General features: G+C 46.5%; 24 protein-coding genes. 2 read left to right on the forward strand and 22 right to left on the reverse strand.

Annotated elements, in window-relative coordinates; all coding sequences use genetic code 11:
- Nucleotides 1–24 precede the first annotated feature (24 nt).
- Entirely contained in the window at nt 25–1488 is a 1464-nt protein-coding gene (gene miaB / locus skT53_RS03625) for a tRNA (N6-isopentenyl adenosine(37)-C2)-methylthiotransferase MiaB (RefSeq protein ID WP_200759810.1), read from the reverse strand.
- 212 nt (nt 1489–1700) lie between these two features.
- On the opposite strand from miaB, the gene skT53_RS03630 reads away from it, so the two are divergent.
- Nucleotides 1701–1913 (forward strand): hypothetical protein, encoded by a 213-nt coding sequence (locus skT53_RS03630; protein ID WP_200759811.1) that lies wholly within the window; start codon nt 1701–1703, stop codon nt 1911–1913.
- Between the two features lie 242 nt (nt 1914–2155).
- Nucleotides 2156–3244: a C40 family peptidase gene (locus skT53_RS03635; RefSeq protein ID WP_200759812.1), complete on the forward strand. Its 1089-nt coding sequence runs from the start codon at nt 2156–2158 to the stop codon at nt 3242–3244.
- Here the strand turns inward: skT53_RS03635 and skT53_RS03640 are convergent.
- From skT53_RS03640 to skT53_RS03740, 21 genes are all read right to left on the reverse strand, one after another.
- Nucleotides 3159–4214 (reverse strand): YheC/YheD family endospore coat-associated protein, encoded by a 1056-nt coding sequence (locus tag skT53_RS03640; protein WP_200759813.1) that lies wholly within the window; start codon nt 4212–4214, stop codon nt 3159–3161. The two genes, skT53_RS03635 and skT53_RS03640, sit on opposite strands and share 86 nt — an antisense overlap.
- Nucleotides 4215–4255: 41 nt before the next feature.
- Nucleotides 4256–5674 carry a putative amidoligase domain-containing protein gene (locus tag skT53_RS03645; RefSeq protein WP_200759814.1) on the reverse strand — a complete coding sequence of 473 codons (1419 nt, stop codon included), beginning with the start codon at nt 5672–5674 and terminating at the stop codon, nt 4256–4258.
- 22 nt (nt 5675–5696) lie between these two features.
- The gene (locus skT53_RS03650) at nt 5697–6956 is read right to left on the reverse strand and encodes a YheC/YheD family endospore coat-associated protein (RefSeq protein WP_200759815.1); all 1260 of its coding nucleotides are present in this window, start codon (nt 6954–6956) and stop codon (nt 5697–5699) included.
- A 155-nt stretch (nt 6957–7111) separates the two neighbouring features.
- Nucleotides 7112–8458: a YheC/YheD family protein gene (locus skT53_RS03655; RefSeq protein WP_200759816.1), complete on the reverse strand. Its 1347-nt coding sequence runs from the start codon at nt 8456–8458 to the stop codon at nt 7112–7114.
- Nucleotides 8459–8581: 123 nt separating this feature from the next.
- Nucleotides 8582–9121: an outer spore coat protein CotE gene (gene cotE / locus skT53_RS03660; RefSeq protein ID WP_200759817.1), complete on the reverse strand. Its 540-nt coding sequence runs from the start codon at nt 9119–9121 to the stop codon at nt 8582–8584.
- A 585-nt stretch (nt 9122–9706) separates the two neighbouring features.
- A complete protein-coding gene (locus skT53_RS03665; protein ID WP_200759818.1) occupies nt 9707–10444 on the reverse strand; it encodes an MBL fold metallo-hydrolase in 738 nt (245 codons plus the stop codon).
- Nucleotides 10445–10603: 159 nt separating this feature from the next.
- Nucleotides 10604–10822: a hypothetical protein gene (locus tag skT53_RS03670; RefSeq protein ID WP_200759819.1), complete on the reverse strand. Its 219-nt coding sequence runs from the start codon at nt 10820–10822 to the stop codon at nt 10604–10606.
- A 176-nt stretch (nt 10823–10998) separates the two neighbouring features.
- Nucleotides 10999–11943 carry a dipeptidase gene (locus tag skT53_RS03675; protein ID WP_200759820.1) on the reverse strand — a complete coding sequence of 315 codons (945 nt, stop codon included), beginning with the start codon at nt 11941–11943 and terminating at the stop codon, nt 10999–11001.
- A gap of 96 nt (nt 11944–12039) precedes the next feature.
- On the reverse strand, nt 12040–12300 hold the full coding sequence (gene spoVS / locus skT53_RS03680; RefSeq protein WP_018133374.1) for a stage V sporulation protein SpoVS: 261 nt from the start codon (nt 12298–12300) through the stop codon (nt 12040–12042).
- 130 nt (nt 12301–12430) lie between these two features.
- Nucleotides 12431–13201, reverse strand: a complete 771-nt coding sequence (locus skT53_RS03685) for a TIGR00282 family metallophosphoesterase (protein WP_200759821.1) — start codon at nt 13199–13201, stop codon at nt 12431–12433.
- Nucleotides 13202–13262: 61 nt separating this feature from the next.
- The gene (locus tag skT53_RS03690; protein ID WP_200759822.1) at nt 13263–13766 is read right to left on the reverse strand and encodes a hypothetical protein; all 504 of its coding nucleotides are present in this window, start codon (nt 13764–13766) and stop codon (nt 13263–13265) included.
- A gap of 172 nt (nt 13767–13938) precedes the next feature.
- Nucleotides 13939–15477, reverse strand: coding sequence for a ribonuclease Y (gene rny / locus skT53_RS03695; protein ID WP_200759823.1), 1539 nt, complete (start codon nt 15475–15477; stop codon nt 13939–13941).
- Between the two features lie 194 nt (nt 15478–15671).
- Nucleotides 15672–16316, reverse strand: a complete 645-nt coding sequence (locus skT53_RS03700; protein WP_200759824.1) for a regulatory protein RecX — start codon at nt 16314–16316, stop codon at nt 15672–15674.
- Entirely contained in the window at nt 16313–17359 is a 1047-nt protein-coding gene (recA, locus tag skT53_RS03705) for a recombinase RecA (protein ID WP_200759825.1), read from the reverse strand. Before recA ends, skT53_RS03700 begins: the two co-directional genes overlap by 4 nt.
- Before the next feature lie 205 nt (nt 17360–17564).
- Nucleotides 17565–19148: a DEAD/DEAH box helicase gene (locus skT53_RS03710; RefSeq protein ID WP_200759826.1), complete on the reverse strand. Its 1584-nt coding sequence runs from the start codon at nt 19146–19148 to the stop codon at nt 17565–17567.
- Nucleotides 19149–19160: 12 nt separating this feature from the next.
- On the reverse strand, nt 19161–20396 hold the full coding sequence (locus skT53_RS03715) for a competence/damage-inducible protein A (RefSeq protein WP_200759827.1): 1236 nt from the start codon (nt 20394–20396) through the stop codon (nt 19161–19163).
- A gap of 18 nt (nt 20397–20414) precedes the next feature.
- Entirely contained in the window at nt 20415–20996 is a 582-nt protein-coding gene (pgsA, locus tag skT53_RS03720; RefSeq protein WP_200759828.1) for a CDP-diacylglycerol--glycerol-3-phosphate 3-phosphatidyltransferase, read from the reverse strand.
- Nucleotide 20997: 1 nt separating this feature from the next.
- Nucleotides 20998–22329 (reverse strand): 30S ribosomal protein S12 methylthiotransferase RimO, encoded by a 1332-nt coding sequence (gene rimO / locus skT53_RS03725; protein ID WP_200759829.1) that lies wholly within the window; start codon nt 22327–22329, stop codon nt 20998–21000.
- A gap of 153 nt (nt 22330–22482) precedes the next feature.
- Nucleotides 22483–22977, reverse strand: a complete 495-nt coding sequence (locus skT53_RS03730; RefSeq protein ID WP_200759830.1) for a YajQ family cyclic di-GMP-binding protein — start codon at nt 22975–22977, stop codon at nt 22483–22485.
- Between the two features lie 44 nt (nt 22978–23021).
- Nucleotides 23022–23897 carry a helix-turn-helix domain-containing protein gene (locus tag skT53_RS03735; protein WP_200759831.1) on the reverse strand — a complete coding sequence of 292 codons (876 nt, stop codon included), beginning with the start codon at nt 23895–23897 and terminating at the stop codon, nt 23022–23024.
- A gap of 61 nt (nt 23898–23958) precedes the next feature.
- Entirely contained in the window at nt 23959–24729 is a 771-nt protein-coding gene (locus tag skT53_RS03740) for a DUF3388 domain-containing protein (RefSeq protein WP_200759832.1), read from the reverse strand.
- Nucleotides 24730–24751: the final 22 nt, after the last annotated feature.

Raw genomic sequence — 24751 nt, forward strand, 5'->3', positions numbered from 1 at the left:
CTCTTCACTCTTACTAAAATTGGATCAGACAGCCAATTCGTGCTGTGTGGAAACAAGTTCACCGCGCAGATACCAGGTTTGCGCTTCCGTAACGTGAATCTTGACGATTCGACCGATCAACTCTTTGGGCCCACGGAACAGCACGATCTTGTTCGTGGTCGTACGGCCTTGCAAAACATCCGAGTTTGTTTTCGATTCCCCTTCTACCAGCACATCAAACGTTTGATTTTTCATCGATTCGCTGAATTCTCTGGTAATACCGTTTTGCAATTCGATCAATTCCTGCAAACGACGCTTCTTATCTTCCTCCGAAACCTGTTCGCGGAAACGAATGGCCGGAGTTCCTTTGCGCGGTGAATAAATAAACGTATACGCACCGTCAAAGCGGACTTGTTCAACCAGCGATAAAGTTTCGCGAAACTGTTCTTCCGTTTCTCCTGGAAATCCGACAATAATGTCAGTTGTCAAGGACACGTCCGGTATTGCACGGCGAATTCTGGCAACCAGATCGAGATAATACTCGCGAGTATATCCTCTGTTCATACGGCGCAAAATCGTATTGTCGCCCGACTGAACCGGCAGGTGAATATGGTTGACCACTTTTTCGCAGGAGGCAATTGTCTGTATCAGTTTATCACTGAAATTCCATGGATTTGAAGTGGTAAAACGGATCCGTTCAATGCCCTCCACCTTATTTACAGCCGCCAACAGATCGGCAAAATCATACGCTTTCAGATCGAGTCCGTAATCGTTAACGTTTTGCCCCAAAAGCGTAATTTCTTTATACCCGTCCGCCGCCAACTGTTTGACTTCCTCAACAACATCTTCCATTAGACGGCTGCGTTCGCGTCCACGCGTATAAGGAACGATGCAATAGGTACAATACTTGTTACATCCATACTGGATGTTTACCCAGGCACGAATCCCATCTTTTCTAAGCTTGGGCAGATTTTCGACCACATCCCCCGCTTTTTCCCATACTTCAAATATCGTTTCCTGCGAATTGCGGGCTTGCTCCACCAATTCCGGCAATTGGTGAATATTATGGGTGCCGAACACGATATCGATATGAGGATACGTTTTGGCCACCAGCTGCTGAACCGGTTCTTCCTGCGCCATGCAGCCACAAAGGCCCAAGATCAATTCCGGATTACGGTTTTTTAACGGTTTCAGACGTCCGATTTCCCCAAATACTTTATCCTCCGCATTCTCCCGTACGGCACATGTATTAAACAGGATAAAATCGGCCTCTTCATTCACGGAAGTCGGCTGATAGCCCATTTCTTCCAACATGCCTGCCATGATTTCCGAATCATGTTCGTTCATTTGGCAGCCATACGTTTTAATCAAATATTTTTTTCCTTCTCCGATTCGACCTACATGTTTGGCAATCGCACGGTAATCGACACTTTCCCGTTCAACAAGGGTCGGACGGTGCGTATCCCCTGACTCTTGCGTCAAATCTTCGATTTGTAAAAGATCGCTCATTGTGGCACTCCTTTCCATCGATTTTCGATTGTAGTTTATATCAAGATTCCCGATCGTTCTTAGCAGAAAAAAGCCCCGTATACACGGGGATTTAAGATGAATTATAACACACAAAAAAGCGCGGAATCAAATACTTTATTCCTCTTTCAATAATCCGGAATCGAAATGTTCATACTAACCTAAATCAAAATCCATCTGCGGGGGAATGTCCTATGCGTGAAAACAATCCGTTAAAAGGAATATGGAACCGGATAGCCGGAGGAGAAACGCAAGAGACAGAACTGTCGGAAGAACTAACAAACGCTTATTTTGGCAACAAAGAAGCATGGCAGCTTGAAAATCGGCAAACCGAATCCAATCAAGACGGGGCTCTTGCTAACGATGAACTTGCCGATCATGAGATTGAACCAACCGATGCCGATTAATACACCATTTTGTGCACAAATGAATACGCACTTTTTGACAACTCGAGGTGAATGGCCTAGAGTTTTTCATGTTACAAAAAGCTGGATGCCAATTTGGCAATCTTCCTTTAATGGGAATTACCAATATTTTAGTAATGAAATGGGAATTTTCCAATGCTATGGTAGGTATATGCCAAAACACTGGTAGACAATAACATTCTTATGGTAACTACATATGGGAAAGATTACGGGCGGGTAACTGCATGAAAAACCGTAAAATGCCTATCTTCTTACTTGGTTCCATGATGCTTGGAGGCATTGTACTAACTTCAAATTCGGCCTTCGCGTCCACCGACACAGTTTTAACCACCCAGCAGGCAATTACGAAGTACAATACGTATTACAACGACTATGTGAATAATGAATTGGTAAAGGTACAACAATACGAAAATTTAAATCAAAACATAAAAGGCAGTTTGGCTGATCAAATTGTGGAACGCGCGATCTGGTACATGAACAACGGCTATATGGTGTATGGTCATGGCACCAATTCCTATCAGCAAAAAGGGATTGTTGATTGTTCGGCTTTCACGAGACTGGTATTCGGAGACTTCGGTTTTAATATAACGGGAGCGGCCAGAAACTACAACACAGTAGGCACCCAAATTAACGGGGTAAAACCAGTTCAGACAAATGGGAAATGGAGCTTGCAGGGAACGGAAAACCTGCGTCCAGGAGACATTTTGACTTGGTGGGCAAAGGATTCGAACGGTAATAAATATATTAGTCATGTTGCCATTTATATGGGAATGATGAATGGACAACCAGCCGTAATTGGCACGCGAGGCGACGGTAACCCGACTGCCATAGGCATTGTGAACGACTTCCGCTATTGGTGGGGCTCAAATTTCTTTATGGCTAGACGGGTATTGCCGGATAATGCTTGGACGCCTGGCGCAAATATAGCTGGTCATACGGCGCAGCCACCGGTGATCCCGCAGTCATACGTATTGCCGCCGCAAAAACCGATCACGATGCCGACACCGTCGGCACCGACCTCACCTGCACCTGCTCAATCTCCAACGAACAACGGAAATTCCGTCTGGACAAATACGGATGCAGAAACGAAACTAATAATTCTAAAGAATGTTTATCTGCGAAATATTATGTACAGGATGCTGCCGGACATTAAGGGTATATTACAACGTCTAGAAACTTTGTTTCCATCGGAAAATAACAGTCCCCACCCGCCAACGCGGGTGGGGTTTATTTATGAAGTTCCACTAAAGAATGACTGGATGACAAAAACATGCAAAATTCCAATAAACAGCGAATGGACTGTTTACGGATGAACGGTTCATCAAACCGGCCTGGCTTCGCATTCGCTTCAAAAAACCACGGTTTTCCGCTCTCATCAACCCCGATATCCATTGACATTTCTCCCAGTAAACCGTCAGTTCCTGATTCGATAGCAGATGCCAATTTTAAAGAACTGTCTTGCACATCATCGATAATTCGATCTGCTTTTCTTGCAAATGTACTTGCTAACGCCTCCCGGACGTTATAAATGCTGCCTCCGTTCGGCACGTGTGTGACGATCCCATTACGAGGAGCAACCCGCGCACCAAGACCGGTAATATCCCACTGTCCTCTTGAATTTCTTTGTACAAGGACACGAAGATCGTAGGGACGATCCTCTATCTTAGCCAATTGTATGCCTTGCTGTAAAATAAATTTTTTATAACGAGGATGGTTGCTTAACGTTTCAAACAAAGTTCGCAGTTTCATGGTGCGAACTCTGTTTTTTCCATACGATTGTGTAGTAACAAGCAAACTGTTTTTTTTTCTTTCTATCCGCAAAATTCCTTTGCCCGCATAACTCTGCACCGGTTTCACATAAATTTGTCCATATTCATTTAACATTTTATGAATGGAAAGAGGAGATTCCAATTCGCATGTTTCAGGCAGCAGATAAAGTGTGGTTGGCTCTTGGCCGACAATCCGGTACAATTCTGCTTTATCAAAGTAACCAGGATTAAAAACGGCAACTCCGTTTCTTCTCAATTCGTGAAACAGTTCTTGCACATCCGGCCGCTGCTCCACCTTTCTGATCAGAATTCGGTTATAGATCACCTTGGGAATCGGACAAACAATTTTTTCCCAACCTTTCCTCCATATATACCCCAGACAATTACGCTGATCCATATCAATGTCAAATACGGGCATTACAAGAATGGAGACCCCCATTTGATCTCCTATTTTAATAATTTCCTGAAGATTGATCCGGTCTGTAAACCTGGCGGTCAAAATCCCTAACACCATGAAGCAGATTCACCCTTTCTTGCACACTATACAGCCGCGAACTACCTCCCTTTACGGACTGCACTGATCTGTTCAATTCCCCAAGTGGCCCGGATGTCGGTTGATTCATCCCAAATCTTTTCGCTATGCACAAGTGTAGGTATGATTTCCAATTGGTCTTTGTACATTTCATATGTGCTGGTTGACTGGATATCTCGCCAAATTTCGTCAAAATAGGGACGCAACGTTTGTTGATTCCCTCTATAAAACGCATCCTGCAAAGCGAAGCTCAGCAAGGGCCTGCGATTTAATTCCTTGTAATGTGTAGCTGCCAAATGAGCAAGACAAAGAACGGCTGTGGTAACTGTTGGTGATACCAACCAGCTGCTTAGGGTCCTATATTCCCAACCGCCGTATGATTTTAAACGAATATCTCCCAAAAAACCGTATTTGGGTCTCCTTTTCGCAGAAGTTTGCGGATTTTCAATCATTGCAATCGGCAATGCTAAATAGTTGTCAAGTGCTTTTACAAGCCGACTCGATAAAGGCAAATTGGAAAAATGAATATGTCCCCCAATTCCGTAATTCCGAAATGGCATCGAACCGGCTAACCAAAGAAGACGACGCGGCAAAAGCTGTCGGGCTTCCAACAACGTCTCCTCAATATTTTTGACAAGATGCAGCGGTGAAGAGTCCGGTTCAGGCCGAATTTCGGCCAACGGAAAACGTGTACCGTCGCGCCGGATGCTAAGCGCATCACAGCCTACACTCCCTTGACGAGGCAGAAACTTAGAAGCGAGAACCATCTTGCCTTCCCGATTTTTTAGCATGAATTCCAAGTCCGCCCCCATCGTAAAGGAAGAAACGGGATCCGACTCTTCTTCTTCCATCCATCTCTGAATCGCTCTGCTATATAATGTAAGCAGTCGATCACGCAAAACCGGTGTCGGAGAAAGGTCTATTACATAGGTCAGACCTTTCTCCGAGACCCCTACACTAACGATACCAAAATCCAGTCCCAGAGTATGAATGGCCCGAATCGCCATCCGCGTTACCCGGGTCGCATACCTGTCGGTTTCCATCGATACTTCTTTAAACTTCTCATTGATTTGGCTGATCCGTCGATCCAGCCAAACGGTTTTCCCTTCCGCTCGAAAAAGAGCCAGTGCCCGCATATTGAAAACAGGAACCCGATAATACCGGGTAAACGAAATGGATTTTTCTTTACCCGGTTCTAGACAACGTACACCGTACTGCTGGAGTATGGAGATCATTTCCTGTTTTGAGCGAGTGGCAAAAATGGCAGATCTCGGATTCAGTACAACGTCTGCATCCATATCGTTTCCATACGTACTTCCCCATCGAATCACACGGTCCTCAGGATTCAATGGATAGTTACCCTCTACCCCGGCCAAGCTTGGAATACGCCTCAGCAATCTTGAAGCAGCCTGTTGACCATTGTGCAGAAGCAGGTACCCCATATGCGTCTCCTTTCTCCGATGTCTAAGAAATCCCAGCTAGGTATTTGCCGTAAAGAAGAGGACGTCGAAATGATCGCAACACAAGGTCCATCGATCCTTTTTCGGTTATCGGTTTTTTCCATGGTTTTGAATTCACTTCGATAATCCAAACGTTACCCTGTGTATCAATCCCGATGTCCAGTCCTATTTCTCCCAGTTGTAATCCAGACTCTTTCTCAATCACGTTCGGAACAGTGGCTGCCAGGTAATTAATTTTGCGCCTGATCCGATTGTATTCTTCTTTATTGTCATAGAGTTTGTTAAGCATTTTAGACAAGGGCATCGCATCTCCGCCCGTACTTAGGTTGGAAGTGATGTCACCCGCTTGCGCAATTCGGCAAAATGATTTGGTTGGTCTCCATGTACCTGACTGATCTTTTTGAATCACAACCCGGATATCAAATGGACGACCCTCTAATGTTTTCAACGAAAGTTCCTCTTGCACAATATAAGTTTTTTTCTTCAAACGTGATTGCAATTTTAACAACACTTTTAATGCCGAAGGACCAAAACCGCTCACATCTTCATTCTTTTTGGTTTTTATTTGATAGTAAAACCGGCCATCGGATAATTGGATTAGCTTAATAATGCCGATCCCAAGCGATCCATGAACCGGTTTGATATATACTTGTTTATACCGTTGCACAAAATCTGCCGTTTGCTGCAAATTCCGATGAATAATCGTGTCAGGGACCGATTTTCGAGTCTCTTCGTTCGCGGTCAACCATCGCTGCACTTGCGCTTTGTCGAAATACCCCGGATTAAAATAGGCGATCCCTAATTTTTGAATCAGCAATTTCTTACAATTTTTGACGGCAGATTGTTTTTCAAATTTACGAGTTATAATCTGGTCGTAGACCACATCTGGAAACGGTACGTCACGCAGCTCCCATTGATCAATTCCGTTCTGTCTGCGCAGCACGTATCCACGAAGCTTCCCCGAATCGATTTCCTGTGGGCCGAATATATAAGCGTACAAATTCTCTTCACGAGCCATCGTAAGCAAGCGTTGAAAAACAATCTCTTGTTGACCGACCACCTCTCCGTTATTTGTCCGAACATTGGCAAAAATGCCAAAAACAGGACCTAAACACAACATGCCTTCTTTTTTGTACAAATGCAATCTGATTCCGTCATAGAGTGCGAACGATTCCAGCAAGTCCTTTGAAAGGGAACATATCGATTGATTGTCCTGCATCGGATGCAAAACGTTCACAACGCGGCTGACTCCACCGCATCTCATTTGATTCAATCCTGGTTGAATCTGCAGTTCACGGCAGATTTTCCTGGAGAGAAACAAGCAGCTACGAAAGGGAAAGGGGCCAGATGTGACGGTTACGGTTCTCGTGATCAGTTCACATCCTCCTTTCAACGATTCGGATCATTCCAATTTAGCTCTTAAAAGCCGACTGTGTATTTAGCATATTCAAGAGGACGGCGAAGTGACAACGCCCGTACTTCCGTGTCCAATACACGCAGCATTTTGCGTCCGGGATTTGAATTCACTTCAATCAACCAAACCTTTCCACTGTCATCCACACCGAAGTCAAGACCCAATTCTCCGGTTTCCCCCAAATTCAATTCAATGATTTGGACGACACGATATGCAAGTGAATCGATTTGCTCCATCAGCCGCCACACCGTTGTTGTAGAAAACTCGGTATCCTCCAGGAAGTCAGAGGCATTTATCACATCAGCACCGGAGGAAACATTGGTGACAACCCCCCCTTTTTTGCCGACACGCGCCACACGCGCTGTAATCTGCCACTCCCCATATCCGTCCTTTTGCAACAACCAGCGAAAATCTGCCGGATTCCCTCGCCTGTCAGTAATTAAATGGATGCCTTGCTGCACAAGAAACTGTTGATTTTTCAAAAACTTGTTCCCGAACCACGTGGATTTCCGCTGCAGCAGTAACCATTTGCTGTGTGTTTGATTTTCTTTGTCAAATTCGACCTTTACCCGCTGTCTATTTTTTTCGCGGGAGAACCGATACACTTTTTTTCCTCGCGTGCCTTTTATCGGTTTTACATACACGCGAGAATAGGTCCTTAACATATCCTTAACATCGTTTGCCGATTGAACGAGTCGTGTCTTCGGCAAACAGAAACGTATTACAGGATCGTGATTCAATACCTGATGAACATCCCACTTCGAACCGAGCGACGAATACAGCATTTTGCAACGAGTCATGCGGATCCACTGACTTTCTCTTTTTTCCACCGCACGCAGTTGTGCGGGCAGAAATACATATTTTTTGATACAAAAATCGGGCCACGGATACTCCTCGATCAGCCATTCTCCATCTACGCTGTCATAAACCCAAGCTATTGTCGTTTTGGTCTCGGGGTTGAATCCACCGACAGGGATTACATAAAACGGTATGGCGAGTTGGTTGGCAATTTCCGTCATATCGCTTAACAAGTCATTAAGATTAGGGAAAGGATTTTTGGGATCACCGGAATAGTTGGTATATACGGCCGTAAAAGGACCAATATGGATCGTTTTTTTAGTTGCTTTCCACGAAACTGACACAGACGGGATTCTCAAAGTTTCGATCACTTTTTTGGATAATGACAAAGTGCTGTGAGAAGTCTTTTTCACCCTGCAAGTTATCACGTTTTGACCTGCCCGTACCAGAACCCGGTCACCTTCCCGCCAGTTTAATTTTGTAAGCCATGCAGCCGGCACCCGAACCACCGGCTGATTGGTGGGAATCATTCGAATTGTACCGTTTCCTATCAATGTAGTCCCCTCCCTCGGTCCATTGCCCTTATACTGTCAACCGATGGAAATTATCTTTCTGACAGTGAGAAAAAGGAGCTCAAAGCCCGGTGAAAAAATAAGCGACGCTTGGGAGCGTCGCTCTTAATCTTCGAAATCTTCTTCTTCGAAGATATCGTCATCCTCCAAGAGATGATCATCTTCTTTTTCCTTCGGTGGATCGCATACAAGCACATAAATTTTTGTTCTTCCCATCAATTCGACAGCCAATTCTTTCTCTACTCGAACCAAAATTTCGTTTCCGCCGTCCACCACCGTAGCATCCAAACAATTCGGTTGTTGCAGCACTCTTACTTTTACTTCCATTCCTTCTCTGCTGCAGTATGGATCCAATTCCCGAATCGGAATTTGTTGTACGTAGGAAACAGAGTCTTTAGCTACCGCTGTCTCTGTGTTGCCGCCATATGAGTACCATACGTTTACATCAAATCGCCCGTGGACTTCCACAAAGTCCCCCACCAATTCTGCATTGCATGAATGGTTCATCACCCAACATCCGCCGATGGTGGATGGCCGGTTGGCAGGACGAATGGTATAAGTCGTCTGCGAATATTTACTTCCTTTTCCACAGACAGCTTGCGTATAGATCTCCCGGCAACGCACGTCCTTGTCAAAGTGTGCCATTCAGCTACCTCCTCGTTAAGGTAAGTAACGTGCAGGCCATCGGTTATCAGCATCCGCCCGCATAAACCATAGACCAGTACGTTCTAAAATCTACTGCATGCTATGCGTGACAAATGCATTAGGTGCATCCGCCCGTATGTTGAATCGGAACTTCGACCGACGTTCCTGCACACAATCAGATGCCCTGGGTCATCTGTCCGTATATCCTATGCTGGGCGCAAAAATTGGGTACTTGTTGAGGAGCCCAAAAATTGGGAGTATTTTGTACGTGGAGATTAAAGAGAATCGTAGAGGAAATACTATTTACCAGTACGCTCGAAAGGTGGGATTGTGAGTGCCAAACCACAAGGACATCTTCCGAAACAAATTCAATTTTGCCAGGGAAGAATTTGCCACCGAGCTGTACAAACCCCCGGGGGTCCCTCACCCACGGGAAAAAAAGTCGCAAAAAGGACAGTATACGAGGTGGGATTTCACCCACAAATCGTTAAAGCGGCAAATGCATGAAAAAGACGGTCGTGACACTTAACTTTTTGCGGCGACCCGCAGGCAACTGCGGGTCATCATTTTTTTGAAAAAGTGCCTTTACACATGGATCACCATTCCCTGTTTAGCCGCGAAAAGCTCACCTTGAAACGTTTCAGCCGCTTCTTTTAACAATTCGTTCACCTCATATCCCGGATACAGATGGGTCAAACACAATTTTTGAACGCCCGCCTGTTTGGCGATTTCCCCTGCCTGACGGGCTGTCAGGTGACCGACTTCGGCAGATCCGCGATCTTTTTCTAACCAGGACGCTTCACAGATGAATAGGTTGGCCGCTCGGGCCAAATTTGCAACAGCCGAACAGGGGCCGGTATCACTGCTGAACACAACTTTTTTACCGCCCTTCGTTATGGAAACGGCCAGACAAGGAACCGCATGAACCGTATCCGCAAACCGAAACTCCGCTCCACACAATGAAATATCACTTTGCGCGTCAAGCGGAATCGCCGTCACATGGTTGCCGTAGGACACTTCTTGGAACTTCTCTTTTGGTTCCCGGTTCGCATAGATCGTCAGCGGCTGCTCTCGCTGCCCCGTTTTGCGGGCGACCATAATCCCATATTGCAATACCCCAAGATCTGCCACATGATCCGCATGATAATGGGAGAGGATGACCGCATTCAACTGCGACCAACCGGTTGTTTTCAAAAGTTCAGACAATACGCCGCTGCCGCAGTCCAGCAGTACGCGGCCTTCCCCCGTATCAACCAAATACCCGATAGTCGCGCCGCCTGCGGCAGGATAAGGAGCATGCTCACCCAAAACGGTAATCTTCATAAAAACACCCTTTCGACATAAAATGATGCAAAACGCTAAAAAAGATCGAATTTAGGCGAAAAAATTCATTTCCTTGGAAAAATGAGCTTTTCCTCTTTCCTATCTAGTATTCTGCATTTGACATTTAAAAACCCTTCCATTTGGAAGGGTTGAGATCGGTTACCTGGAATCCATGTCCTTTTTTATTTTTGCCCTAAGCTGCAAAAGCTCGGCTGCGTATCTTCGATTTTGTTTGCGCAAATACTGATTTTCTCTTTCTAGACGGATGATTTGGCGGATTTTTTCATGCAGAGAGTGTTCCAGTAAATGCATGAGAATACGACGTCCTGTACGTAATTGTGAAATTTTTTTTTCCAGGTCGTCGATCTTCTCCTCCATGTTCGGTTCCTCTTGGGTTGCCAAGGAGAAGTCACCTCTCTCGTTAGCCTATACCCAAGTATATGCCGAAAATTGGGTAATTAAACCATGGTGTTCGGGCAGAGCCCCGTGAAACCAGAGCCCTCGGCGGCAACCGCTTCCTGAATCCCGTTCGTCCTCCTTAGCGACCTGGCGGCCTACTTTAAGACCTGTTTCAATACCCGCAAAAAGTTCTGGCCGCATATTTTATCTGTCACGGTCGAGCCATATTGTTTGTCCAGCGCCTCGATCAACTTCGGATAATCGGCACCTGAACGAAGATCGACCATCGTCTCTTCAATTCCATCAAAATCGGATCCCAGTCCGACGTGATCTTCCCCCCCTACCGTCAACAGCCGGTCAATGTGGCGCAGCAAATCGTCGATAGTCGCCGCTTTTGCCGCAATAAAATCGGGGACAAATGTAGCCCCAATCACACCACCCTGTTTGGCAATCGACGCAATCTGTTCGTCAGTCAAATTTCGCCGATGCGGATAAACTGATTTTGCATTGGAATGAGAGGCAATGATCGGCAATTTGCTTACCTGCAAAACGTCTTCGATCCCTTTTGGCGCCAGATGGGAAACGTCCACCACCATCCCAAGCCGATTCATCTCTTCTACTACCTGCCTTCCAAATGGCGTCAATCCTTCATCGGTCGGCTCTCCCACTCCGCTGGCGATTGCATTTTTGTTGTTCCATGTAAGCCCCATCGCACGCACGCCTAGCAAATAAAGAATGCGCAAGTGGCGCAGATCGCCGTTTAGAAAATCGCCTCCTTCAATCGACAGAAGCGCTGATTTTCTATGGGACAAAAAGTTTTGTTCAATTTCCTGATACGTGATAACCGGGTTCATCCGTCCATCCTTGCAAATCTCGGAACGAAAGGTTTCGATATACGCAATCAATTTCATCAAATGCTGCTCCGGGGTAACGGGCGGATCGACGAACAACGCAAATACTTGCAAGTCGATGCCCGCTTTTTTTATTTTTGAATAGCTAAGTTGAAGCGGCGAATCAGGGTCAAAAAAAGACAGATGCTCGGTTTCCATCCGATACAAAATATCCGCATGCGCATCCATGATAAATCGTCTATTTTCCATTGGCTCCCCCTGTAACGTAAGTTCCTAAAAATAAGAAAGTCCTGTTTACTGGAAGTAAACAGGCCGCTCATGTGTACATCGTTTTGTAGACTGGCATTACCGTGGTTCCACAATCAGTTTGATCGCAGTACGCTCTTCCCCATCAATTTGAATGTCAGTAAAGGCAGGAATACAGATCAAGTCTACCCCGCTCGGCGCTACAAACCCTCGAGCGATTGCAACCGCTTTAATTGCCTGATTGAGCGCGCCTGCCCCAATTGCTTGCAGTTCAGCAGCACCTCGTTCACGGAGTACACCTGCCAGTGCGCCGGCCACAGAGTTAGGATTGGACTTTGCTGAGACCTTTAATACTTCCATAATACAAACCTCCACAAGTGTGAAATTTTCTGCGACACACATTTACTATATTCGCGTCCTTAACAGAAAATTCCTTCTCAGGAGGGCAAATTTTCTAAAAATTTCGCTGTTTCTTAAACAAGCTTTTACCTTATTTTAAATGGATTCTTTCAATGGATACCGCTTTTCCGGTGTCCGACAAATCGATGCAGACCGCGTTCAGCATAGCAGGCCCGTTCTCCACTTCAAAGCGGATAGGCATTTGCGTTAGAAAGCGCTGAATTACCTGTTCCGTCTTCATCCCGATGATACTGTTAACCGGACCGCACATCCCGACATCAGTCAAATAAGCGGTACCATGCAACAGGATTTGTTCGTCAGCTGTCTGCACATGCGTGTGTGTGCCAATGACGGCAGAAACACGCCCATCTACATAATGGGCAAACGCCAATTTTTCGGATGTGGCCTCCGCGTGAAAATCAACAAAAATATGACGTGATGCGTCGCCGATTTCCTCCAAAATTTGATCGATTGCCACAAACGGAGAATCGTAATCTCCCATAAACACGCGTCCTAGCAAATTCACAACAGCGATCTGCACATTTCCCGCACGCACCAATGTAAATCCTTGACCGGGGGCTCCTTTTGGAAAATTGGCGGGGCGCACAATCCGTTTCTCGTCTTCGATATAACCGAAAATGTCTTTGTTGTCCCACACATGGTTGCCCATTGTAAGAATATCCACATTGGCATCAAACAACATTTCCGCCAGTTTGGGAGTAAGTCCGCGCCCGTTAGCTGCATTCTCCGCATTCGCAATCGTCAGATCGGGGTTGTATTCTTCCAATACTTGCGGCAGATATTGCGTTACCGCCGTTCGTCCCGGCTGCCCCACAATATCACCTATAAACAAAATTCTCACAATCCACCTCATTCGATACGAAATATAGTCTAGTGTACATTCCGTGGAAATTTTTATGCGATTACCGATTATAAATAAAAACCTTCGCCCCATCACGATAGGCAATAATCTGCTCCTGTTCAAACCAAGTATGCCGATGTCCCAGCAACATGTCAATCGTCGCTTCTTGATCTTTCAATTCTTGTTCAAGCAACATAAAATCTTCCTTCACATCATTTGCAAAATAAGATTGAATAACCGACACCAGGAGGTGGATTTCAGACCGTGAGAAATTCTCGCTCGATTGTCGGTAACTTAATACCGTAATCCCGTCCTGTACGTTAAATTCAATTTCTCCGATTGGCGGAAATGAGGGATCCAGTTCACGGCAGGCTGCGAAATAAGCTTTTATATCCTGCAGACAGGCAGACTTTTTCTGATCATCAATGGCAGACACCCGAAAGAAGGAAAAGACAAATGACTTATCGAGTGGATTATAACGAACGGAAGAAACCTCCGGATAACAGATAAGCATCGAAATTAAAAAACGGATTGCAGGTGATTCGTTTTTCTTGAGAAGCGGCATGCAGCGATTCACAACCTTTGGTTTGAGATGAACGATGTTTATCGATTCCACACAGCATTGATTCGATTCAACTATTGATTCGATTCAAACACAAAAAATCCTTTAGGGAATAAGCGGCAAAATAGGAATCATGATGTGAGGTAGGCACAAATAAAGCAGCCTGTTGGCTGCTTTATTTCGCGTATTCGACGGCTCTGGTCTCACGAATGACCGTGACTTTAATTTGCCCGGGATATTCCAACTCTTGTTCAATTTTCTTGGAAATATCTCTGGCAACGCGTACCGATTCTGCGTCGTCAATTTGCTCTGGTTTAACAATGATTCGAATTTCACGCCCTGCTTGAATTGCATAGGACTTTTCAACGCCATCAAACGATTCGGCGATTTCTTCCAATTTCTCCAACCTTTTTAAATAAATATCGAGCGTTTCACGGCGCGCACCAGGTCTTGCGGCCGATATGGCATCTGCTGCCGCCACAATAACAGATACGGGAGAAGAAAACTCAATATCCCCATGATGTGCACCGATTGCATTAATGACGATCGGGTGCTCTTTATACTTCTTGGCCAGATCGACTCCAATCTCGACGTGCGACCCTTCCACTTCATGTGTAATTGCTTTGCCCACATCATGCAAGAGACCGCCGCGACGCGCCAGATTCACATCAAGTCCGAGTTCTGCAGCCATTAATCCAGACAGATGCGCCACTTCAATCGAGTGTTTTAATACATTTTGCCCATAACTTGTTCTATACTTCAATCGTCCTAAAATCTTTACAAGATCGGGATGTATTCCACTGATTCCCGTCTCAAACGTAGCTTGCTCGCCCTCTTCCCGAATTCGGTCATCAATTTCACGGCGAGCCTTCTCTACCATTTCTTCAATTCGAGCGGGATGAATACGTCCATCCGCTACCAGTTTTTCCAGGGCTACTCTTGCAATTTCCCGACGAACCGGATCAAATCCGGATAGAATAACGGCTTCCGGCGTATCGTCAATAATCAAATCAATTCCGGTAAGCGTTTCTAAGGCACGAATATTGCGTCCTTCCCGTCCAATAATTCGCCCTTTCATTTCATCATTTGGAAGACTGACCACCGAAACAGTGGTTTCTGCCACATGATCCGCCGCACAGCGCTGAATGGCTGTAGCGATAATTTCTTTTGCTTTCTTTTCCGCTTCATCTTTAGCCTGCTGTTCAATTTCTTTCATCAGTACAGCCGCTTCATGACGACATTCGGTTTCCACGTTAGCCAACAAAATTGCTTTGGCCTCTTCTTGCGTCAAACCGGAAATTCTTTCTAACTCAACTACTTGTTGTTTGTGCAGTTCTTCCACTTTAGCACGTTGTTCATCAACAGCCCGTTCTTTTGATGCCAACGATTCCGCACGTTTTTCAATCGCTTCTGTTTTTCGATCCAGCGTTTCTTCTTTTTGAAGCAAGCGCCGTTCCAATCGCTGAATTTCATTACGTCGTTCGCGGATTTCTTTCTCCGCTTCGGAACGCAATGTGTGCACTTCTTCTTTCGCTTCTAATATTGCTTCCTTTTTCTTTGCTTCCGATTCTTTTACCGCTTCATCAATAATTTGGGAAGCACGTAATTCAGCAGAAGCCGTCTTTCCTTCCGCAATTGCTCTGCGCCAAAAATAACCGACGCCGATTCCGACAATCAGAGCAATGACGGAAATTAAAATGGCTATTCCAGTCATTTAAAAGCCTCCTAGCTCAGATATATTGAAAACCTGAGCAAAGACGCAGCCTTGTCCGCGCCAAGAACAAGGATTTTGATCGGTTGGTCATATGTTACCAGAAAGACCCCTTTTAAGCTAATCGTACGCATTTTTAATTCTATCCTTATGATTTATGATTGTCAAGAAAAGGGATTTCTGAACAAGATTGCAAATTACGCATGCGTTTGCCGCCAATCGCGCAACACTGCTTCGATTGTGGAGCGCTTAAATCCTTTACGTGCCAGATATTGTGCGATTTTAAAAGCGGTTTGCCTGTCTATTTGGGGATCGTTTTGTTTATGGAAGGATGATTTTTTGGCAATCAAACGGGCGGCTGCCTCCGCTTCATCAACATATTCATCCATTGCCTGTTCGATTACATCCTTTGCAACGCCTCTTTGCTGCAGTTCCCAGCGAATCATTCGTTTGCCGCGAGGTTTGTTAAGAATCCGACTGCGAACAAACTCCGTTGCAAACTTGTTATCACTCAAATAGCCAAACGATTCCAGCCGACCGAGCACATATTCGATTGTCTCGGCTGCGATTGATTTTCTGGCCAAATAATCGGTTACCTGCTGCCTGCTTCTCGCTCTGGCCGACAAATACCGAACCGCCAATTCGTATGCGTTTGACTGCTCTTCTTGCTGCTTCCAAAGGTCCACATCTTCTGCGGTAACATCCATACCTACACGCAATCGCAATTGGTAGGCCAATTCCAGTTGGATGGAAAGAACAAACTCTTCATTAACAAATAGGTTCACCCGATCAGGATGAGCCCGTTGTGGTTGAATGGAGGTAATCTTTCCAAGGAGACTCATTCATCCAGAAACTCCTCTTCGTCTTCCTCTAACCTGCCATTTGGCAAAGCGACCGATGCCCCAACCTGATATGCTTCACGAATCTTTTGTTCGATCCGATTTGCGATTTCAGGATGATCTTTTAGAAACTGTTTCACATTTTCCCTGCCTTGCCCCAACCGCTCGTCTTCAAATGAATACCAGGCACCGCTTTTCGCGAGGATATCCAGCTCCGCTCCCATATCAATAATGGTGCCTTCGCGAGAGATTCCCTCCCCGAACATGATGTCTACTTCGACCGATTTGAAAGGAGGAGCCACTTTGTTTTTAACCACTTTAATTTTGGTTCGATTGCCAACCAGATCATTTCCCTGTTTGAGCGCTTCCGCGCGGCGCACTTCAAGCCGGACGGACGAATAGAATTTTAGAGCGCGTCCGCCGGTAGTGGTTTCCGGATTGCCGAACATGACGCCCACCTTTTCCCGGATTTGGTTAATAAAAATAGCGATCGTCTTGGATTTTGAAATGGCCCCGGAAAGTTTGCGAAGCGCTTGCGACATTAATCGGGCCTGTAATCCGACATGAGAATCTCCCATATCCCCTTCAATTTCCGCTTTCGGAACCAAGGCAGCTACCGAATCGATTACAATAATTTCAACCGCACCAGAACGCACCAGCGCTTCCGCGATTTCCAATGCCTGTTCCCCTGTGTCCGGTTGGGAAATCAGCAATTCATCGATATTAACGCCTAGTTTTTGCGCATATATGGGGTCCAACGCGTGCTCCGCATCGATAAAAGCCGCCTGGCCACCCCGTTTTTGCACTTCCGCAATCGCGTGCAAAGCAACTGTTGTTTTACCGGATGATTCAGGTCCGTACACTTCTACAATTCTTCCACGCGGAAATCCGCCGACCCCTAATGCGATATCGATTGCCAACGACCCGGAAGAAATAGTCTCCACCAAAACATTGGTGGCTTCACCTAATTTCATGATGGAGCCTTTGCCAAATTGTTTTTCAATTTGACGCAATGCCATATCAAGCGCCGCTTTTCGATCGCTCACGAAAACCTCTCCTTTTTCGACAAAAAAATCTATTACTTATTCGATTTATTGAGCCTTAATTCCTTCTCCTTTCCCTATCGTACTATAAGAAAAACAAAAATGCAAACATTTGTTCTTAACAAATTAGTAATATTTTATTGCTATATTTGCATAATAAGAAAAAACAAACGGGATGTCAATCTCTCATCCCGCAGTTGTTGTTTATTTATCGACGCACCATTTTTTCGCGAGGTCTGGCAGGTTCCAAGTTGACGCGGGAACCGTTCATTCGGGTTTGCCGCAACGATTCAAAGACAAATGGCGCCGATTCCTGTTCCACTTCAAAGAATGTGAATTTCTCGAAGATGTCGATCTTGCCAATCGCATTACCCGGTATGCCTGCTTCTTCCGACACGAATTTGATCAGATCGGCCGGGCCTATTTTGGCAGTTCGTCCAATGTTGATAAAGAATCGAACCATGCCCGGGGAAGCGCCCGTATCGCCAAAATCATACTCTGCTTTTTCCTCGTTATGCGCATCACCGGCAATCAGTTTTAAGGCCGCCGCCGCCAAATCGACCGGGTCAAACTCATCGACCAGTCCAGCAAGAACCGCCCGGTAATGGGCAAGCCCGCCTTCCTGCAAAGATGCCCGCAACCGCTCCCGCCAAATCTCTGCCTGCCGTTCTGCCACATCAGCCAGGGAAGGCACTTCGCGTGCGATTATTTTTGCTTTTGTTTCTTTTTCAATCGACTTGAACAGTTTGAATTCCCTTGGCGTAACCAATGTGATGGCAAGCCCGCGTTTGCCGGCCCGACCTGTACGTCCAATCCGATGTACATACGACTCAGGATCCTGCGGAATGTCGTAGTTGACAACGTGCGATACGTTCCCTACATCAATGCCACGAGCTGCCACATCGGTAGCGATGAGCATTTCAATCTCGCCGTTACGGAATTTTTTCATAACGCGGTCACGTTGCGCTTGCGATAAGTCGCCATGCAATCCGTCTGCCAAATACCCGCGCGAGATCAAGGCTTCCGTAAGTTCGTCGACACCCCGTTTGGTACGGCAAAAAATAATGCCGAGCGAAATTTCCTCGCTGTCGATAATCCGGCATAAACTGTCTTGCTTGGTGCGTTCCAATACTTTATAGTAGACCTGTTCAATCAGAGGTACCGTCACGTCGCCGCGGTTTACCGTAACACTGACCGGATCTTTCATGTACCGTTTGGAAAGCTTCTTCACTTCGTCCGGCATCGTAGCTGAAAACAGCAGCGTCTGCCGTTCCGTCGGAGTCACCTTCAGAATGTCTTCAATATCGTCAATGAACCCCATATCAAGCATTTCATCCGACTCGTCCAATACAACGGTCTGCAGTTTGTCAAGTTTCAGCGTTCCTCGTCGGATATGGTCCAAAATCCGGCCCGGGGTGCCAATCACAATATTGACACCTTGCTGCAGCGCTTTAATTTGATGACCGATTGACTGTCCGCCATAGATCGGCAGGGTTTTCACTCTTTTGTAGCGGGCGATTTTGCGCAATTCTCCGGCCACCTGAATGGCCAGTTCGCGGGTTGGGGTCAGGATCAGCGATTGCACGTGCCGTACGTTCGAAGCCGCCTCTACCAAAGGAATGCCAAAAGCAGCCGTTTTGCCTGTTCCAGTCTGTGCCTGACCGATTACATCGCGTCCGCTTAAAACAACTGGAATGCATTGCGCCTGAATGGGAGACGGTTCTTCAAACCCCATTTCATCAATTGCCTGATGCACTTTTTTTGTAAGACCAAGTTCTGCAAATGTAGTCATTCTATCACCTTTCTACTTCATACGTTTAACCAGCGAATACAGAGCGTTTTTGACGGCCCTCAAGCGAATTTGTTGACGGTCGCCGCGCAGCCGGAACTCTTTCGCCGTAGTTCCATCGGGACCGGCCACTGCTATGTAAACCAATCCAACAGGTTTTGTCTCCGTAGCACCGCCTGGACCGGCAATCCCCGTGACAGAAATGGCCCAGTCACAGCCGGATCGATTTCTCGCTCCTTCCGCCATAGCGCGAGCGCAAGCTTCCGACACCGCTCCATCTGTCTCTAAAACATGAGACGGCACGCCCAATTGTTCCGTTTTTGCCGAATTGTGATACGTAACCCAACTTTGTTTAAAATAGTCTGAACTTCCGGGCACGTCGGTAATCATGGCAGCCAGCAGGCCGCCCGTACAGCTTTCTGCTGCAGCCAATGTTTGACCGGTTTGTTTTAACCGTTTCCCAACCGCAACCGGCAATATCTCATCGTCAATTCCATATATATATTTGTCCAAACGCTGCCGCAATTGTTTCTCCACAGGAGCAATCAGGGCGTAAGCAGCCTCCTCAGAGTCAGCTCTCGCTGTAATCCGTAATGTCACTTCACCTTCCGAGGCCAGCGGCGCTACGGTAGGGTTCGTCTGGCTGTTCAGAATATCTGCGACTTCCGTTTCCATCGCCGATTCACCGATTCCGAACAAGCGCAGTACACGGGAACGGATTGTCATCTGGCGGCCGACAATTGTACGGATCAACGGAATCATCTGTTCATTCACCATGGGCCGCAATTCGGTAGGGGGTCCGGGCAGCAGAAAATAATGACGGTTGTCGTACTCTATATACTGTCCCGGTGCGGTTCCCCTCTTATTTTCCAGAAACCGCCCGCCTTCCAGCAACATGACCTGCTTCTTGTTATTTTCTGTCATTACCCGTCCAAAACTGGCAAAGAAAGATTCCAGGTTTTTTAGCGCTTCGTTGTCCAGCTGTAAGGAAATACCCAGAAACTCAGCCAGCGACTCACGCGTCAAATCGTCGTCTGTCGGACCAAGTCCGCCCGTCAGCACAATCACATCGGAACGGGCGTGGGCGATTTTCAACACTTCACCGATCCGTTCCCGATTGTCACCGACCGCTTGGTGAAAATACACGTTGACCCCTTCGAGAGCCAGCTTATCCGATATAAACTGAGCGTTTGTGTTTGCAATCTGTCCAAGCAGGAGTTCCGTCCCTACACCGATAATCTCTGCCCGCATGACAAATGCCTCCCCTTGTTAAATTCGGCCACTGAGAATAACGTGTTTGTTTTTCCATAAGTAATCCGCCCCTGACCAGATGGTGACTATAACAGCCGCATAAAGCATCAGTTGGTCAAACGGGAATCCAATATAGGCAAACGGGAAATTGTGTAAAATAAGCGCCGAAATAGCAATAATTTGAAATGCGGTTTTGATTTTCCCCAGTTTGCTCGCCGCCAAAATAATACCTTCCGAAGCGGCAATCGTGCGCAACCCGGAAATCACAAACTCGCGAAAAATGATGACAATCGCCACGATGGCACCAATTCGCTGCATTTCAACAAGCGCCACCAACGCAGCCGTAACCAACAGTTTGTCAGCCAATGGATCAAGGAATTTGCCGAAATTCGTTACCAGTTTCCGTTTCCGTGCAATGTAACCGTCCAACCCATCGGTGGCGGCCGCAATGATAAAAACAAGCGCCGCAATAATTTCACTAACCGTAATCGTGTATCCGCCGATTGTAAAGTTTCCGAATTCAAAACGGATCAGCAAAAAAAACAGGATAACCGGAATCAGAAAAATTCTGGCTATCGTAATACGGTTAGCCAAATTCACCTCACACACACTCCCCTGACAGATCAAAATCATACGAATGCGTAATGCGGACGTCTACCATGCTGCCCGCTTCTAATCGACCGCCGCCTGTAACAAACACCAATCCGTCAATTTCTTTCGCATCATACTGTGTGCGGCCGATATAAACATCCGGATTTTGATCGTCCTGCCGCTCAATCAGCACTTTCAATTGTTTGCCTACCCTCGCTGCATTTCGCTCGGCAGCGACTTGACGCCCGATTTCCATCAAAAGGCTGGCCCGCCGTTCCTTTGTTTCTTCCGAAACCTGATTCTCCATTTCAGCAGACGGAGTGCCTTCCTCCGGCGAATAAGCAAATACGCCAATATGGTCGAATCCAATCTCACGAACAAACCGACACAGATTATCAAAATCCGCTTCTGTTTCACCCGGAAATCCGACAATAAAGGAGGTCCGAATCGCTACATCCGGCACCCGGCTACGAATTTTGTCAATCAGACGACGTATTTGCGCCTGATGACCCGGTCGACGCATCGCCTTCAAAATATGATCTTCCGAATGCTGCAATGGCATATCAATATATTTAGCCACCTTTGGCAAACGGGCAAATGCATCGATCACTTCATCCGTGAAAAAGCCGGGGTATGCATAATGAAGCCGGATCCACTCCAAACCATCCACTTCATTTAACGCTTCCAACAACTTGTGCAAATTCCGTTTTCCATAAAGATCCAATCCGTATTGGGTAGAGTCCTGCGCAATCAGCATAACCTCTTTTACGCCCTGCTTTACCAACGACTCTGCTTCCGCTACAATCGATTCGATTGGTCGTGAACGGAATTTTCCGCGCATGGAAGGAATCGCACAAAACGTACAGGAGTGGTCGCATCCTTCCGCGATTTTCAAGTAGGCGGATGCCCCCCCGGTCACTAAACGGGGTGTCAGTTCATCATACAGGTAAACCGGATTCCCCACATACTGCGGAACCGAATCTGCCTGCTTCACCTCATCAATCAGTTCATTGATTCGATGATATTCACCCGTACCGACAAGGCCGTCAATCTCCGGAATTTCCGTAATCAGTTCATCCTGATAACGCTGCACCATACAACCGGAGACCAGCAAAGTCTTGCAGGACCCCTCTTCTTTATATTGCGCCATCGAAAGAATAGTTTCAACCGATTCTGCTTTTGCCGCATCAATAAATCCGCATGTATTGACAATGATGATATCCGCTTCTTCCGGATTTTGCACCACATCGTATCCGTTTTTGGCTACGAGGCCCATCATCACTTCAGAGTCTACCAAGTTTTTTTCACAGCCTAATGTAACAACTGCTAGTTTCTGATTCATAGTTTCCCCCATCCTAAATATCAAAGGCCCGGTTGCATCCGCAATCCAGACCACCCTCTCGTTGCAATTGACACAGGTTTTGCATTATCCAAGTATAAATGAAAGGCATGGGGAAGTCAAAGACTTCGGAAACGGGCAGGTGTTGCTGCCCGTTTAGGATCGGTAATTTGTAAACTGCAAATCAATCGGCAAATCTTCTTTATTCAGGAGTTGAATAACAAATTGCAAATCGTCACGGCTTTTGCCTGTCACCCGGATTTGATCGCCCTGGATGGCCGCCTGCACTTTGATTTTGGAATCCTTGATCAACTTGACAATTTTTTTGGCGTTTTCCTGATCGATTCCCTGCAATACTTTGACAACCTGACGCACGGTTCCGCCTGATGCCGGTTCCATTTTTCCGTAGGAAAACGATTTGGGAGAAATTTGCCGCTTGATCAGCTTGCTTTCCAGGATATCCTTTACCGCTCCCAATTTGTATTCATCATCACCGATCAAAATCAGGTCGTCCCCTTTTAGCTCAATGGAGCTTTTGCTGCCTTTAAAATCGAACCGGTTTTCCATCTCTTTCACAGCCTGTGTAACCGCGTTTTTGACCTCTTGCAGATCGACCGTCGACACGATATCAAACGATGCGTCCTTTGCCACTGCAGCCACCTCCAACAAAAGTATGAACTACGTAATGCAAGATTTTATTTCTTTTGAAACAGCAGTCCATAAGGATCTTCCACCTGCTCCACTTCGACCGGTTGACCGTTCACTTTCACCTGCATGGCAGGAGGAAATCCGGCCTTAATGAATATTTCTTTTTTTCCGTCAAACGAAATAGAGGTACCGGGTACGACCGTGCGCGTCAATTTCGATTCCCCGTCGACCTGAATGTTCAACCAGCATGGATTGTTTACAATTTGAATTTCCAGCTTGATACCATCTCCATCCACTTTATACACAGACCGGTTGTCATCTTTTGTTTCCGGCTTCAGTGGGCCGGTTGGCTGTGGTTTCACGGGCGGAACGGCTGGCTGTGGTGCAGGCGCAGGTGCAGGTGTCTGATTGGTTGGCTGCTCCATCGGTGCGGCTGGTGCGGGGGCGGCATCCTGGCGAGCCATGTAGTTATTGAGAAGCCAATATCCGACACCGATCAGCGCAATCACCAAAAAGCCGATCAGAAACTGGGGACCCATCCGGTTCTCTTTTTGTACGGGCGGGGAAGCAACCGGTTTCGGATTTTTCGGACCGTCCGCCCTTCGTTCTGATCGGATAGGCGTCATTTCCTTGACTTCAGGTTGCTTCACCGTCTCTAGAGCGGGCGATTCCCGGCGCTCGCTGACGGCAGATTTGTCCGTTAATCCGTATTTGTCGAGCAGAGCGTCTCCATCCACGCCTACTTGCTCGGCGTAATTTTTGATAAATCCCCGTGCATACACAAGACCTGGCAGTACGGACAGGTCTCCCGCTTCGATTGCCATTAAATAACGTTTGCTGATTTTGGTTCGATCTTGTATTTCATCAAGCGTCAGGTTGCCATTTTCTCGTGCTGTCCGTAAAATTCGTCCGAGTTCTTCCATGCACACAGCCTCCTCCGTTTGATCCACCCTCGAATATCGGAAACCTGATTCCTCTCCTTGATTAACTTATATCGAAAGAAGAAAATCCGGTTTGAATCGTATCGTATGTAATTTCCTCATCATCGGAATTACGAAGTTCGATAATACGGTCAAAAACGTCCCAGCCGTACTCCGACTCACGCACAAAAATATCGGGGTGTTCAATTACTTTTGGCGCATCCATGCTCATGATTTCCCGAACGAACGAATGATGTTGTTCGTTTGAACGTAAAGTGGATACAATCCCATCCAGGATAAAAACCATATTTTCGGCAGACAGTTCATCTGGCGCCAGCGAATTTCGCACCGTTTGACGCATCAACGTCGATGAAACCACCGACCAGCGTTTGTTTGCATATACGGCGGCGGCCACGATCGATTCCGTTTTTCCCACACGAGGCATGCCGCGTACCCCAATCACCTGATTTCCTTGGTGCTTTAGCAATTCTCCCAGAAAATCGACCAGAATGCCCAGATCGTCGCGGTTAAACTTGTATGTTTTATCATTTTCCGCTTCACGCCGAATAAAGCGGCCGTGTCGCAACGCCAGACGGTCGAGCAGGGTGGGCTGCCGCAAAGCGGTCACTTTAATATTGTCAATCGAGCGCAACATGGAGCGCAGTATCGCAATTTTCTGCCGATCGTTTGTGCGAATCAAAAAACCCCGGTTTTGGTCTTCCACACCGTTAATGGTTACGATGTTGATGGACAGCATACCGAGCAGCGATGCAATATCCCCTAATAAGCCCGGCCGATTTTTTGATATATGATATTCCAAATACCATTCTTCCATAACGTCCTCCCTGCCGACCGAG

Source organism: Effusibacillus dendaii (assembly GCF_015097055.1).
GTDB lineage: Bacteria > Bacillota > Bacilli > Tumebacillales > Effusibacillaceae > Effusibacillus > Effusibacillus dendaii.

Bases quoted from the DNA above. Each gene is read 5' to 3' on its own strand.
- skT53_RS03650 (WP_200759815.1), bottom strand. From the start codon at position 6,956: ATGAGATGCGGTGGAGTCAGCCGCGTTGTGAACGTTTTGCATCCGATG.
- rny (WP_200759823.1), bottom strand. From the start codon at position 15,477: ATGACTGGAATAGCCATTTTAATTTCCGTCATTGCTCTGATTGTCGGA.
- skT53_RS03740 (WP_200759832.1), bottom strand. From the start codon at position 24,729: ATGGAAGAATGGTATTTGGAATATCATATATCAAAAAATCGGCCGGGC.
- rimO (WP_200759829.1), bottom strand. From the start codon at position 22,329: ATGAATCAGAAACTAGCAGTTGTTACATTAGGCTGTGAAAAAAACTTG.
- skT53_RS03715 (WP_200759827.1), bottom strand. From the start codon at position 20,396: ATGCGGGCAGAGATTATCGGTGTAGGGACGGAACTCCTGCTTGGACAG.
- skT53_RS03690 (WP_200759822.1), bottom strand. From the start codon at position 13,766: ATGCCGCTTCTCAAGAAAAACGAATCACCTGCAATCCGTTTTTTAATT.
- skT53_RS03700 (WP_200759824.1), bottom strand. From the start codon at position 16,316: ATGAGTCTCCTTGGAAAGATTACCTCCATTCAACCACAACGGGCTCAT.
- skT53_RS03645 (WP_200759814.1), bottom strand. From the start codon at position 5,674: ATGGGGTACCTGCTTCTGCACAATGGTCAACAGGCTGCTTCAAGATTG.
- skT53_RS03710 (WP_200759826.1), bottom strand. From the start codon at position 19,148: ATGACTACATTTGCAGAACTTGGTCTTACAAAAAAAGTGCATCAGGCA.
- skT53_RS03675 (WP_200759820.1), bottom strand. From the start codon at position 11,943: ATGGAAAATAGACGATTTATCATGGATGCGCATGCGGATATTTTGTAT.
- skT53_RS03640 (WP_200759813.1), bottom strand. From the start codon at position 4,214: ATGGTGTTAGGGATTTTGACCGCCAGGTTTACAGACCGGATCAATCTT.
- skT53_RS03630 (WP_200759811.1), top strand. From the start codon at position 1,701: ATGCGTGAAAACAATCCGTTAAAAGGAATATGGAACCGGATAGCCGGA.
- miaB (WP_200759810.1), bottom strand. From the start codon at position 1,488: ATGAGCGATCTTTTACAAATCGAAGATTTGACGCAAGAGTCAGGGGAT.
- spoVS (WP_018133374.1), bottom strand. From the start codon at position 12,300: ATGGAAGTATTAAAGGTCTCAGCAAAGTCCAATCCTAACTCTGTGGCC.
- skT53_RS03665 (WP_200759818.1), bottom strand. From the start codon at position 10,444: ATGAAGATTACCGTTTTGGGTGAGCATGCTCCTTATCCTGCCGCAGGC.
- skT53_RS03735 (WP_200759831.1), bottom strand. From the start codon at position 23,897: ATGGAAGAACTCGGACGAATTTTACGGACAGCACGAGAAAATGGCAAC.
- skT53_RS03670 (WP_200759819.1), bottom strand. From the start codon at position 10,822: ATGGAGGAGAAGATCGACGACCTGGAAAAAAAAATTTCACAATTACGT.
- cotE (WP_200759817.1), bottom strand. From the start codon at position 9,121: ATGGCACACTTTGACAAGGACGTGCGTTGCCGGGAGATCTATACGCAA.
- skT53_RS03635 (WP_200759812.1), top strand. From the start codon at position 2,156: ATGAAAAACCGTAAAATGCCTATCTTCTTACTTGGTTCCATGATGCTT.